Origin of the sequence: Candidatus Pantoea deserta, from assembly GCF_003813865.1 — a bacterium.
Taxonomy (GTDB): domain Bacteria; phylum Pseudomonadota; class Gammaproteobacteria; order Enterobacterales; family Enterobacteriaceae; genus Pantoea; species Pantoea deserta.
The window spans coordinates 1-13788 of sequence record NZ_RMVG01000036.1; the positions used below are offsets into that span (position 1 = coordinate 1).

11 protein-coding genes are annotated in these 13788 nt (G+C 54.7%); 8 read left to right on the forward strand and 3 right to left on the reverse strand.

Going from position 1 to position 13788, the window contains the following annotated elements:
- Positions 1 to 482 precede the first annotated feature (482 nt).
- The gene (locus BBB56_RS22820; protein WP_199756301.1) at positions 483 to 1919 is read left to right on the forward strand and encodes an NAD(P)/FAD-dependent oxidoreductase; all 1437 of its coding nucleotides are present in this window, start codon (positions 483 to 485) and stop codon (positions 1917 to 1919) included.
- 108 nt (positions 1920 to 2027) lie between these two features.
- Here BBB56_RS22820 and BBB56_RS22825 read toward each other — a convergent pair whose 3' ends face one another.
- The gene (locus BBB56_RS22825; RefSeq protein WP_123803184.1) at positions 2028 to 3482 is read right to left on the reverse strand and encodes a UbiD family decarboxylase; all 1455 of its coding nucleotides are present in this window, start codon (positions 3480 to 3482) and stop codon (positions 2028 to 2030) included.
- A 260-nt stretch (positions 3483 to 3742) separates the two neighbouring features.
- Between BBB56_RS22825 and BBB56_RS22830 the strand changes: the two genes are divergently transcribed.
- The gene (locus tag BBB56_RS22830; protein ID WP_123803185.1) at positions 3743 to 4207 is read left to right on the forward strand and encodes a MarR family winged helix-turn-helix transcriptional regulator; all 465 of its coding nucleotides are present in this window, start codon (positions 3743 to 3745) and stop codon (positions 4205 to 4207) included.
- Positions 4208 to 4415: 208 nt separating this feature from the next.
- The gene (locus BBB56_RS22835) at positions 4416 to 5438 is read left to right on the forward strand and encodes a GlxA family transcriptional regulator (RefSeq protein WP_123803186.1); all 1023 of its coding nucleotides are present in this window, start codon (positions 4416 to 4418) and stop codon (positions 5436 to 5438) included.
- A 27-nt stretch (positions 5439 to 5465) separates the two neighbouring features.
- Here the strand turns inward: BBB56_RS22835 and BBB56_RS22840 are convergent, their stop codons facing one another.
- Complete coding sequence (locus tag BBB56_RS22840) at positions 5466 to 6839, reverse strand: MFS transporter (RefSeq protein WP_123803187.1); 1374 nt, start codon at positions 6837 to 6839, stop codon at positions 5466 to 5468.
- 272 nt (positions 6840 to 7111) lie between these two features.
- The gene (gene yddG / locus BBB56_RS22845) at positions 7112 to 8023 is read right to left on the reverse strand and encodes an aromatic amino acid DMT transporter YddG (protein ID WP_123803188.1); all 912 of its coding nucleotides are present in this window, start codon (positions 8021 to 8023) and stop codon (positions 7112 to 7114) included.
- Positions 8024 to 8406: 383 nt separating this feature from the next.
- Here yddG and BBB56_RS22850 point away from each other — a divergent pair, with 383 nt between their 5' ends.
- The 5 genes from BBB56_RS22850 to BBB56_RS22870 all read left to right on the forward strand — a co-directional run bounded on the left by BBB56_RS22850 (position 8407) and on the right by BBB56_RS22870 (position 13765).
- Positions 8407 to 9309, forward strand: coding sequence for a dihydrodipicolinate synthase family protein (locus BBB56_RS22850; protein ID WP_199756302.1), 903 nt, complete (start codon positions 8407 to 8409; stop codon positions 9307 to 9309).
- A 9-nt stretch (positions 9310 to 9318) separates the two neighbouring features.
- Complete coding sequence (locus tag BBB56_RS22855; protein ID WP_123803189.1) at positions 9319 to 10821, forward strand: aldehyde dehydrogenase; 1503 nt, start codon at positions 9319 to 9321, stop codon at positions 10819 to 10821.
- 203 nt (positions 10822 to 11024) lie between these two features.
- On the forward strand, positions 11025 to 11183 hold the full coding sequence (locus BBB56_RS23870; RefSeq protein WP_233593096.1) for a hypothetical protein: 159 nt from the start codon (positions 11025 to 11027) through the stop codon (positions 11181 to 11183).
- Between the two features lie 226 nt (positions 11184 to 11409).
- Entirely contained in the window at positions 11410 to 12087 is a 678-nt protein-coding gene (locus BBB56_RS22865) for a GntR family transcriptional regulator (protein WP_123803191.1), read from the forward strand.
- A 358-nt stretch (positions 12088 to 12445) separates the two neighbouring features.
- Complete coding sequence (locus tag BBB56_RS22870) at positions 12446 to 13765, forward strand: NAD(P)/FAD-dependent oxidoreductase (protein ID WP_123803192.1); 1320 nt, start codon at positions 12446 to 12448, stop codon at positions 13763 to 13765.
- The last annotated feature ends 23 nt before the right edge of the window (positions 13766 to 13788 follow it).

Consider the following 13788-nt stretch of genomic DNA (forward strand, 5'->3'; position numbering starts at 1 on the left):
TTTGTACGAAATGTAGCCTCCCTCCGGCAAGTCAGCTCCTGTTAATAGCATAGTTCTATCCAGAGACACCTTCTTCTCAATGGCCCAACCTCTCTAATTTACCTGCAAAATAAGCGGCGGTATCCCTACATCTTCGTACCTGCCAGCCTATTCAACTTTGTTACCCATACAGATAGCAAGGTTGACACGAATTTAACGAAAGGAAATAATTTGTATACACAAAAAATACAAATCAAGATTTTTCGACTGCTTTTTAGGATAAAAAGTCAATATTATCAGCTGCTTGATATAAATTATGATGCTGAGGGAAGAGATGTCTCGGCTACCAAAGCGCGGTGAGATGTAAAAGCCAGGTGAAATGAACGTAACTATTTCTGTCCATCGCTATTTATTTCAGCCATGGCACATGCTGCAAGCGGAGCCTGCGTCAGGGGTACAAAAGTGGCGATGATTAAAAGGTCTACCATCAAGGAGTGTGTTTAATGGGTATTTCTCGAAGGAAATTGATCATCGGCACAGGCGTAGGTGCAGGCGTAGTGGCGGCAGGAGCCGGCGCGTCGCTATTGACCGATAACCTTCCACCTCCCCAGGATAATCTGCTGAAGATTGATGCCCTTCCTTCAGACGATCCAACGCCTGGCTGGTTCCATACAAGTCAGAAGCGGCAGCCAAAACCGGCTCTTGTTGGCGACGCCAGCGCGCCGTGGGTAGTCATCGGGGCAGGTTTCGCCGGCCTCGCTGCGGCCCGGCAGCTGGCGCTGAATTTTCCACAGGATCAGGTGATTCTGGTGGAAGCGCAGCAGGTCGGCTTTGGCACATCTGGCCGTAATGCGGGCTTTCTGATCGATGTCCCGCACGATATCAGCGCACCGGACTACATAGGCGATAAAACTATCGCGCGCAATATTCTCAACCTGAACCAGACTGGTCAGCGCATTTTGAAGGACTTGGTAGAAGAACATAACATTACCGAAGCACATATGCGGCATTCAGGTAAATATCAGGCAGCGGTTGAAGATAGCGGTATTGCGGTACTGGAGGCCTATCGTGGCGGCCTGGAAGCTCTGGGCCAGAAATGTAAAATCATTGAAGGCAATGACCTGCCAGACATTTTTGGCACAAAATTCTACCGCAAAGCGCTTTATACGCCAGGCACCATTCTTGTGCAGCCATCGGGCCTCGTGAAAGGGCTGGCCGACACCTTACCGCAGAATGTGACGCTGTATGAAGAGACGGCGATCACTGCGATTGAATATGAGCCAGAAATCGTTTTACACCATGCTACGGGTCGCATCAAAGCCAAAAAGCTAGTACTGGGGAATAATGCCTTTGGCACGCACTTCGGGTTTGGCGAACGTACTATTTTCCCTGTTTTCACCTATGGCAGCCTGACGCGTCCGCTGACTAAAGCCGAACAGGACAGCATCGGAGGCCAGGATTTCTGGGGAATTATTCCTGCAGACCCCTTTGGCACGACCTGTCGTCGTACACACGATAATCGTATTTTGATCCGCAATAGCTTTAGCTTTAACGAAAACGGCCGTTATAAGCCAGGCTATACCCAGAAATACCGCGAATCGCATCGTCTCTCTTTTGAGCGTCGTTTTCCGACGCTGAAGGATGTGAATTTCGAACATACCTGGGGCGGCGGGCTGGGTATGACGCGTAACGGCTCAAGCCTGTTCGGTGAATTGCGTAAAAACGTTTACGGCGCTCTTGGGTGTAATGGGCTGGGAACCGTACGTTGTACCGCTATGGGCACCATGCTGGCGGACTGGCTGGCGGGCAAGCGCAATGACACTATCAACTATTTGCTTTCGCTGCCGAAACCGGAGTGGAATCCACCCGATCCGTTACTTACCATGGGCGTAAACTTTACGCTACGCCGCGGCATGCACAATGCAGGTCTGGAAGCTTAACGTAATGGATATTCCCTGAAAATATTGCTGCATCACTTCAACAGTGATGCATTTTTTTTGGGATTGCGGCCTGATATGCCATGTTTTCCCGTATCAGGCAGCACGTTTTTACCAGTTCTTCAGTACGCGTTGCTGTACCTCTTCAGGATAGCCCTGGATAAAAGAGGCATGCAGATGGCGTTTGCTTTGAAGCGTATCGAACACCACTTTCGGCCCTTTACCGGCGGCGTATTCCTCTTCTTCATAACACTGTGGCAGACGAATGACGCGCTGATCATTGTAGATTACACGTCGGCTTGTCGGATGCACACGCGTTGAGATCGCCCAGACAACCTCACGTAAATTGGTGGGGTCAAAGTCATCGTCCACGACATAAACCTCAGGAATGAACACCATGGCGCTGGTTTTGAAGAGCTCGTCGCCGATGCGTTGTGCCAGCGCCATGCTGCTGGTATCCGGGAGCTGCTCGCGCCAGTTCTGCGGCATGACTACCAGCAGCCAGTGAACAGCTGAGTCTTCCGGTATCCATGTCGTTTTAACCGGAAGTCCGGCTTCACGTAAGGTTGTAAGCGCGTCCGCCGCAAGCCCCATTGCCCATAGCGTATGTGATTCATCGGTCGGGCGTCCGGTTATCGACATTGGCCAGATGGGATTATCGCGGTGAGTAATGACGTCCACATGGAAAGTGGGCTGCGCGGAGGCTCCTTCACCCAGATAGCCGCCATATTCACCATAGGGGCCTTCCATACAGTCGCGCGTAATGGAAACATGACCTTCAATCACAATTTCGGCGGTAGCGGGTACATCGAGATCAAGACTTTCGGCTTTCACCACCGCCACTGGCTCGCCCGCCAGTGTGCCGATATAGTCTGCTTCATCGGCCTGTGCCGGGATGGGAATACCCGATACGCATGAGATGGCTGGGGCCGCTCCCTGTACCAGCGCATAGGGCATCAGCTCGCCGCGCTCGACCCACTGTGTCCAGATCTGACCAATATGCTGACTCGGTACAATCAGTCCTGTCATGCGCTTGCCGTCCACCTTCATTACTCGCGCGATCGACCAGTTTACCCATTCACCGTCCGGTGTTTTCACGATTAGCGTGCCCCATGTGTTGGCATAGCGACCACCGTCTTTATCGTGTGCGAATGGAACAGGAAAACGATCAAGGTTCGCCTCGTTACCGCGAAGAATATTTTGTTTACAGGGTGCTTGCGCCGCATCAACCTGCACAGGCGGAATGCCTGGTTTTGAACGCGCGGCAGATAAAGCCTCAATAATCTCCGGGCCGGTCGATTCTGGTGCTAAACCAAACGACATTGCTACCCGCGCATAGGGTTTTTCCTTGCAGGAAGAAAGTGCCGCGGGCGCTCCGAACAGGCGAAAACCGGGCGCAACGCCACTCACCTTATGGAACAGGGGGGCAGGTGACTGGATCTCATAGCTGCGGCGGGTTATCGCGCTCGGTTCAAAGTCTCCGTCTACTTCCCGATGGACATGCATGATGTCGCCCATGGTGTCGAGTGCATCAATAAAACTACGTAAATCACTGTAATATTTCATAAGGCTCTCCTAAAGCCGTGATTGAGGCGGTTTGCGGTGTGGCCCGGCATCAGTCGTACTTATTGTTCAGACTGAACTGTTCTAAAATGCGAGAAAGAACAGGGTTTAGGATGCGTACTGAATCGAATGGCCTGTGCTGGACGGTGGGCGTGGGCGACAGCTTCATCGCGACGCTTAATGATTCAACCCAAATTACTGTTTGAGTTCGAACTGTTCGTGTTAAAACTATAAGATTACTCTTTCAGGAGTCAAGACAGAGAATGTCACAACATGCAGATCCCATTATCGCGGCACCTTTATGGCCGCACGGTGAATGCTCTCTTATGCACCTGGTTCGTCGCGCGGGTCAGTACTCGACGACGTGCTGGACGCAATGTGTCGATACGGGACTGTCTGCTGTGCAGTACGCTATCCTCGTCGTGCTGGCGGAAGAAATCACCTGCGATCAGCAAACGCTGGGCAGCCGGGCTGGATTTGATAAGGCGACTGGAACCTACCTGATTGATCGCATGGTCAAAAATGATCTGCTGCACGTGAAGGTGGATCCTGCTAACCGGCGCCGCAAGCTTGTTTCAATGACCATACAGGGAGAGGAGATGCTGAACCTGATGATTGAACAGGCTAAAAGTGCAGAAGTGATGATTGCCCAAAATCTGGATGTTAAGGATGTTGCAGATTTAAAACGTCTTCTGAGCAAGTTAGGTGGATTGCAAGAACCCAAATAAAGGAAGTGTGCAACAGAGTCCTTTAGCGGTTTGAATGACCACAGGCATGGCATCAGTTATTCGAATTCAAAGCTTTCTCCTGTATGCGGAGGCTGATAAAGGCTGGTCACTTCGGCGCAAATACCGCCCAAACGCTATCGAAGTGAGCAACCTGAATCTAAGGCTCGACTAAAGAGTGAGTAGGGTAACAGGCTGGAGTTCCATACCTATGCAACACCTGACGCATCCTGAAATTTTTACACAGCCGAAACCCGATCTTACCGTCGGTTTTTTGCTAATGAATCATTTTACGCTCGTCTCCGTTGCGGGCCTGGTGGAGTCGCTGCGCTTTGCGGCGGACGAATCTTTTTTCAGTCGTCAAATTTTCTGCCGCTGGCAGTGGATGACCTGCGACAACCAGCCAGTCACCGCCAGCTGCGGATTGCCGGTTGCGCCGACAGCCGATCTTGATTTCAGCCAGAGCTGGGATTATTTCGTCGTGGCTGGCGGACTGCTGGAAGACACGCGCCAGTCGCCACCCTGGTTACTTCAGGATCTACGCGAGCTACATGCACGGGGCGTGCCCATCATCACACTCTGTAGCGGTGCCTTTGTGGCGGGCAACGCCGGCCTGCTGGACGGTCGTCAATGCGCCATTCACTTCACTACTCGCGACGAGTTTCGTCTACGTTTTCCCAAAGCGATTCCGGTCATCGACAAAACCTACATTAAAGATGGCGGCATCATTACCTGTCCCGGCGGCACCGGTATCGATCTGGCGGCGGATATCATTCGTGAGCACTGCGGACTGGTGCGGTCGCAGAAGGTGCTAAAGTATCTGCTTGTAGAGGAGCCTGCCGCGCCGGTAAGAAAACCGCAGCGTAACGTCAGCGAGCCGGATGTCTATGAGAACGAACTGGTGAGTAAAGTGATTGAGTTTATGAAGCACCATCTCGACTCGCCTACGCCATTGTCGGAAGTGGCACAGTTCGCCGGGGTGACGTTCCGTCAGCTCAACCTCATCTTCGCCAAATGTACCGGCTATTCCGCTGCGGTGTACTGGCGTCGCATGCGGCTGGAGCAGGCGCGTAAGCTGATGGCGGATTCCAGCAACAGCCTGAATGCCATCGCCTCCGCCACCGGTTTCGCCGACGCGTCCCATCTGATCGACTGGTTTCGTAAACAGTATGGCGAAACGCCAGGTTCATTCCGTAAGCGCCGACGTGACGTCGAACGGCTTATTAATGAGTAAGCAGGGGCGGCACTCGCCCCTGTGGTTTTACCAAGAGCTGCGTTTCGAGAGGTTGCCGCTTACCTTCGGCTGCGGCGCGTCCAGCGACGCGGCGTCTTCCAGGCTGCGCGCCGCCGTTTCAGGCGCCAGTAACCAGGAAACCAGCAGGCCGAAAAATGTAATGCCCGCCGCGATATACATGGTGTAGCCGATGCCGATAGTCTGCAGCGATATCGGGACCAGCCAGGTGCCGACAGCGGCGCCTACGCGCGACATCGAGGTGCCGACTCCGACCGCGGCCGCACGAATTTCCGTCGGGAAAATCTCGTTTGGATAAACCAGCTGCAGCACCTGCGCGCCGCCGATAAACAGGGCGTAGGCGCCAAACATCAGCAGGATCACCATTGACGGCCCGTCGCGCAGCAGTCCCAGCAGCAACAGCGCCAGACCCGACCAGAGGAAGCTGTGCAGCAGTAGTTTGCGGCGGCCCAGCGAATTCACCAGTCGGGTGGCGATAATGCAGCCGACGACAAACAGCAGCGTAATGGCGATCGAGCCGTAAGAAGCCCAGTTGCCGCTAAGGTGCAGCGCTTCCAGTACGCGCGGCGCAAAGGCGTAGACGGCGAACACCGGGATCACTGAGCAGGTCCAGAATATGGTGACGAAGGCCATACGCTTACCGTAACCCGAATGCAGCAGGCTGCCGAACGACAGGTGCTGGCACTCCGCCTGCTGTGGCAGATTCTTAAGCCCGAAGTCGTGGCCATAAACGCGCTTAATAATCGCCTCCGCCTCTTGTTCGCGTCCTTTGCTCATCAGCCAGCGCGGGGATTCCGGCGTGCCGAGACGCACCAGGAACAGCAGCGCGCCGATGACTGCGGTGCTCGCCAGCGTCAGACGCCAGGCGTCCGGTCCGCCAAAATTCAGAATGGCTTCGCCGGTAAGGTAGGCCGCCGCCGCGCCGGCAAACCAGAGAATGGTCAGCGTCGCCAGGCAGGGGCCGCGATAGCGCTTCGGTAGAAACTCCACCAGGAAAGCGGTGGCGACCGGATATTCGATACCGACCGCGACACCGTTAAGAAAACGCAGGGCAAACAGCATTTCGCCGCTCTGCACCCAGTATTGCGCCAGCGAGCAGACGATAAACAGCGTCGGGCCGACGAAATAGAGCACGCGTCTGCCGAGCCGGTCAGTAAGCGCGCCGCCAATAAAGCCGCCGAAGAAGATGCCGATCAGGGCGGATGCGGCGATAAGCCCCTCCCAAAAGGCGTCAAGGCCCAGCGCAGGCGAGACCTTCGTCATGGCGATGCCGATAATGCTCAGCACGTAGCCATCAACGAACGAACCGCCGCCGGAACGTACGGTAAGCAGACGATGGAAACGGCTAAGCGGTACATCTTCAACAGAAATGTGATTAGACATCACAGGCTCCTCTCTTTTCACCAGCGTATTAACGGCGGGCTAACCAGAAAAAACGGCTGCAGGGCGCCAGCCCCGTTAAATACGTAAGGGGTCGGGATATATAAGACGTGAGATCGTTAAAAAGATTATCCGGCAGGCTATCCTGTTGCCGATAAAATAAATATGTCAGGTCGGTAACGTCATAGGGTATTTCCTCCGGCGCGGGGTAATCGGTTATTTATATTTTTATTGTCATGTGTAACGGAGAGGGCAGCGGCCCTCTCAGGTAATAGTTACGACGCCTCGCGCGTCACTTTCTTACTCTCAGGCGAGCGGGTTGACCACCAGCAGAGCAGTGAACCCAGACTTACCATCGCCGTACCCTGCCAGAACGCTATCGTCAGGTGTGAACTCAAGATAAAAGCGGCCAGCACGGAAGAGATAATCGGAATGAAGTAGGAGGCGGCCGCCAGCAGGTTGACGTTGCCGTGTAGGATACCTGTGTTCCACGCGGCGTAGCCGAAACCCATCGCCATCGCGGCCAGCGCCAGATTAATCAGCACCAGCGGCGAAACTGCGAAGGGCGGCTGCGGTGACAGCAGGAATTTCACCCATAACGTCAGTGCGGTTAAAATAAAAAACAGCGTAATGCCGTTGCTGCCGTTGGCGATCTTTTTCGTCACTACACAATATATCGCCCAGATTACCGCGCCGCTAAATGCCAGCCCGTAGCTCAGCGGATTATCCATGATATTGTTGCCGATTTCGCTAACTGAAAAAGCATGCTCGCTGCCGAGTACGCGACATATTCCCGCAACGGCCAGCAACACGCCGGGAATAATCAGCGGGCTGGTTTTTTGCCGGTTAACAATGACCGCCAGCACAATGGTCATGCTCGGCCAGAGATAGTTTACCATCCCGACCTCAATCGCCTGTCGGCCGTTATGGGTAAAGCCGAGTGACAGCGACAGGCAGAGTTCGTAACAGACGAATAATACACTGCCAACCACCAGGTAGCGTCGGGGAAAGGTGCGCAAGCGGGGAAAGCCCAGGGTAAACAGCAGCAGTACGGCGCTGCAGCTGTAGATTAGCGCAGCACCGCCTACCGCGCCGAAACCCTCGCTCACGCTTTTTATCAGTCCAACAATCGCGCTCCACAGCACTATGGCAATCAGGCCGATGAGCGTTGCTTTTTTCTGGGGCATCACCCGCTTCCTTCTTTGATAGCCAGGCTTACTCGTCGAACTGACCAATGAGCCTGTTAAATTCAGGTTAAAACTTGCAACAAACCTATGCCTCCTGACAGAGGCTGTAAATATGTCTCAGCAGGTCAGAATGCGGGAATGTGATCGTTATCTGAATTCATTTAGAAAATTTCTACGAGGATAATTAAAACTTAGTTGTTTGTTTTATAGGGATAAAATAAATCCTTCATGTAGAAATATTCTACTTTTTTGTATTTTCTTTGTATTTTTATTGTATGCAAATTTTCTCGCCGGATTGACCTGCCTCTCAGGGCTATGCAAATTGTTAAACATCGCAACCCGTTAAGGTTGTATGCGGACCTGAATGTATCCTGGAGGCTACTGTGTTGACATTTGAAGGCATCTATACCCCGGCTATTACCCCTTACGCCGCCGACGGCAGCATTGATTTCGCTGCCTTCGCCGACGTGCTGGAGTCGCTGATTGAAGCGCGCGTACACGGCATTATCATTGGCGGCTCAACCGGTGAGTACTACGCCCAGAGCGCGGAAGAGCGTCTGGCGCTGGTTGAACATGCGCGTAAGGTTATTGGTCAACGGCTGCCGTTGATCGTCGGCACCGGAGCCATCCGTACCGAAGATGCTGTCACCTTCGCCACCCATGCGCGCGACCACAAAGCGGACGCCATTCTGGTCACCTCGCCGCCCTATGCGCTGCCGACCGAACGGGAAAACGCCCATCACGCCCTGACCATCGATAAAGCCGCGCAGCTGCCGATCATGCTCTACAACTATCCGGGCCGTATGGGGATTAGCATGGGTGAAACTTACTTCCGCGAAGTGAGTCGCTCCGCCAACGTAGTGGCGATTAAAGAGAGTTCCGGCGACTTTAACAACCTGCATCTGCTGGCGTGTCAGTTCCCGAAAATTGCGCTCTCCTGCGGCTGGGACGATCAGGCGCTGGAGTTCTTCGCATGGGGCGCTCGCAGCTGGGTCTGCGCCGGCTCCAACTTTATCCCGCGCGAGCACGTGGCGCTTTATGAGGCCTGCGTGGTGGAAAAAGATTTCGCTAAAGGCCGCAAAATTATGGCAGCGCTGATGCCGCTGATGAACTTCCTCGACGGCGGCAAGTTTGTTCAGTCGATCAAGTACGGCTCAGAGCTGGCTGGGCTGAAAGCGGGGCCGGTACGCGCGCCGCTGCAGGCGCTGGATGAGGAAGAGCAGATGCAGCTTAAAGCGGTTATTGAGAGCGTGAAACGTAACGTGGCTGCGGTCACCGCATCGTAAGGAGAGGGCATGAGTCACATAGCAACCCTGAGCGATGCCGAGCATATCGCCGCAGCACTCACCCTGCCTGATAACGCGTTTATCAACGGGCGCTTTTGCGCAGCGGCGTCGGGCGATACGCTGACCACGGTCAACCCGGCGACCGGCGAGCCTCTGACGCGCATCGCCGCCTGCGATATCCGCGACGTCAACGCCGCCGTTGCGGGCGCACGCGCCGCATTTGAGGCGGGCAGCTGGAGCCAGGCACATCCCGGCGAACGTAAAGCCGTGCTGCTGAAGCTGGCGGCGCTGATGGAGCATGAGCTGGAATCGCTGGCGGTGATGGAAAGCCTCGACAGCGGCAAGCCGGTCAGCGAATGTCTGGCAGTCGACGTGCCGGAGACCATCCACGTGCTGAAGTGGCACGCGGAGGCGATCGACAAGCTGTACGATCACAGCGCGCCGACCGGCAACGGCGCGCTGGCGCTGGTGGTACGCGAGCCGATCGGTGTCGTGGGCTGCGTGCTGCCGTGGAATTTTCCGCTGCTGATGCTGGCCTGGAAAATTGCGCCGGCGCTGGCGACCGGCTGCTCGGTGATTGTCAAACCTGCTGAACAGACCTCGCTAACCGCGCTGCGCGTGGCGGCGCTCGCCGTCGAAGCCGGGCTGCCGGCCGGCGTGCTGAATATTGTCACCGGCACGGGCAAAGCGGTCGGCGAGCCAATAGGCCTGCATGCGGACATTGATATGGTGAGCTTTACCGGCTCTACCGCCACCGGCCGACGTTTCCTGCGCTATGCCGCAGACTCCAACCTGAAGAAAGTTGTGCTGGAGTGCGGCGGCAAAAACCCGGCCATCGTATTTAACGATGCGGAGGATCTCGCCAGCGTGGCGGCTAACGTGCTGAACGGCGCGTTCTGGAATATGGGCGAGAACTGCTCGGCTACTTCGCGCCTGCTGGTGCAGGAAGAGGTGAAAGAGCGTCTGCTGGCGCTGATGGCTGAACAGCTGGTGGAATGGCCGATGGGCAATCCGCTCGATCCGAAAAATCGGCTGGGCGCAATGGTCAGCGCTGAGCATTTCAGTAAGGTGAGCAGTTATCTGGAGACGGCGCGCAACGAAGGGCTGCGTATTCTGCAGGGTGGCGGCACCGAGCAGGGCGCTTACGTGCAGCCGACGATTATCGACGATGTGACGCCGGAAAGCGCGCTGTTCCGCGAAGAGATCTTCGGACCCATTCTTTGTGTGACCAGCTTTAAAACGGAAGCGGAAGCAATCGCGCTGGCGAACGACACCGACTACGGTCTGGCGGGCTCGGTCTATACCGGCAGCCTCAACCGAGCGATCCGCGTGTCGCGCGCGGTGCGGGCCGGCACCGTCACGGTGAACTGCTTCGGCGAAGGCGACGCGACCACGCCGTTTGGCGGGTATAAACAGTCAGGGTTTGGCGGCCGTGATAAATCGGTATTCGCACTCGACCAGTATACCGAGCTGAAGACGCTGTGGATTGACGTTCCGGCGCAGGACGCCTGAACCGCATATAAAAGCTGCCTGGCCTGCGCGGCAGGCAGCATGATTGGAGACTTATCACTATGCCAGCGAAGACACAGGTTCCCTTCGCCGCGTTCCAGCACGTCAATGTCCGCGTGCATTTTTATTTCTGTTTGCTGGTAGCGGTTAGTCTGTCGCGAAAACAGGGAAGAGTGGGCTCTAACCGGCAAAAAAATGCGTTTATTATGAACTGGCTTAAGCGGGCGCGTACTAATACGACGTTTCAGCTGGCTGCCAGCGAAGAGATTACCTGGCTGCGCAGCGAAATCCTGCGTCATCACCCCGACCGCGATCCCGAACCGATGCTGCAGCTTATTTATCAGACCGCCAGGAATATGAGGTGATAAAACATTCGGCAGAATGTCGATTTAATTTGCCAGTAAGATTGCCATTATATTTTCCAGCTATATGAAAGCCTGCCTCAAATGTGTTATTTCAGCTGTGTTATGCGGTAAGAAAACGGCATGATTATTTTTGCTGTATACATACTTTTTCTGTAGGTTATAGCAGCATTGCTGCGTATCACGTTCGTGGCGTTATCTGATATGAGTCATCGTCCAGGAGGCAGAAGTGAGATCAGGAAAGGCGGCGTTGTATGAAGATCTGAAACGGCTCATTCTCACTATGGAACTGGATCCCGATGAAGTGCTGGATGAGTCGAGTCTGACAGCGCAGTACGGGCTGTCTCGCACGCCGGTACGCGAAGTTTTCCAGCGCCTTGCGGGCGAAGGTTATCTTGAAATCGTGGAGAAGCGCGGCGTGCGCGTCATCCCGATGAGCCATGCGTCGCTTCGTAACTTTTTTCTGGTCGCGCCAATGATCTATGCCGCTACCGGGCGTCTCGCCGTACAGAACTATAAACCTGCGCAGTTAAAGGCGCTGAAGGAGACGCAAAAACGTTTTCGCAAAGCGGTGCAGACCCATGACGCCGCCGTGCTGGTGCTCGAAAATAACCGGTTCCATGAAATCATGGGCGAAATGGCCGCGAATCCTTATCTTCAGCCCAGCCTGGGACGGTTGCTGATCGATCATTGTCGTATTGGCCACACCTTCTACCGCCCGCAGAATGGCGATATGGAACAACGATTGCAGCTTGCGGCCGATCACCACGATGCCTTTATCGCGGCGATAGAAGCACATGATGAACAGGCGGTGGTGGATCTTGTTTTCGAACACTGGGAGCTTTCTCGGGAAAATATGGAAATCTTTATCGCGCCGCAGGGGCTTAAAGCCGACCATCTGATTTAAATTCCTATTTATTTAATAACCGTTTAGCTGGCAGATTCTGCTGCCAGCCAGTTTGCGCTTGCCGCTATAAAACAGCACGTTTCGCGGCATTTTCCTCACTGCTTTTCCTCATTTTTAGCCTCGCAGACAACTTTTTTTTAATTTTGCGATACCGAACGCAAATGGCTCGTCAGGCCGTTGACGAACTCCTCCCACGCTTCATATTTTATACTTCATGTATACATTAAAAATACAAATAATCTTCATTTGATCATCTCTGTTTACGTAATTTAACGGCTCAACTCTGTTAGCTGGAATAAACAGGTTTGCCCTGTCTCGCTGGCCAACAGCCCTACAAAAATGTACTGGAGTAACGGAATTGCAAAAGATCACTTCTTTACCCGCAGACGATTCTATGCCGGGATGGTTTCATACCAGTCCGGCGCGTACCCCGCGTCCTGAGCATGCGGGACAGAAAAAAGCGCGATGGGGAATTGTCGGCGCCGGTCTGACCGGGCTGGCGGCGGCGCGCCAGCTGGCGCTCAACTTTGCTGACGACGAGGTGGTGCTGATCGAAGCGCAGGAGGTGGGATATGGCTCCGCCGGGCGCAATGCAGGCTTCGCCATCGACGTGCCTCACGATATCGGCGCGAAAGACTATATCGGCGACGTCACCACCGCCAATAGGGTGCTCAGGCTGAATACGCTGGGACAGGATTATCTGCGTCAGATTGTGCAGGAGAATAACATTCAGTGTCAGATGTCGGCGTCCGGCAAATACCAGGCGGCCGTCGGCGATCAGGGAATTGCGATTCTGGAAGCCTATCGTCGTGGGCTGGCGAAAATCGGCCGCGAGGCTGAAATGATTGCTGGCAAGGATCTTCCCGATCACATTGGCACTTCCTACTACAAGCAGGCACTGTTTATTCCCGGGACGCTTCTGCTACAGCCTTCGGCGCTGGTAAAGGGGCTGGCGGACAATTTGCCTGCCAACGTCACGCTTTATGAAAATACGCCAATCACCTCGGTAGACTACGGCGACACCATCACGCTGATGCATGAGCGAGGTGCGATTACGGTCGATACGTTGATCCTCGCCAATAACGGCTTCGCCTCCCACTTTGGTTTTCTGCAGCGCCGCCTGCTGCCGACATTCCTTTATGGCAGTCTGACGCGGCCTCTCACGGACGAGGAGCAGGCGGCGCTGGGCGGCAAGCTGGTCTGGGGCGTGATCCCGGCGCACCCGTTCGGCAGCACCATTCGCCGTACCGCCGATAACCGCATCCTGGTGCGCAACAGCTTTAGCTTTCAGCCGGACGGGCGTCCACGCGAAAAACATCTGCGGCAGTTTATCCAGAACCATCGCAAATCTTTTGAGCGCCGGTTTCCCATGCTGCCGCAGGTCAATTTTGAATACACCTGGAGCGGCGCTATCTGCCTGTCTGAAAATCATGAAGGATTTTTCGGCAAGCTGGCACCCAACGTTTACGGTGCGCTCTGCTGCAACGGTCTGGGCATTACGCGCGGCACCGCCACCGGTAAGCTGCTGGCCGATATGATCGCGGGTAAGCGCAATGATCTTATTGATTTCCTCACCGCTTCGCCAGGGCCGAACCTTACGCCGCGTGAGCCGTTTTTATCGGTCGGTGTCAATTCAGTGCTGAAATGGGGCCAGTTTCGCGCCGGTCTTGAAGTGTAGGTCTTGAATCGCCACCGGTTTAA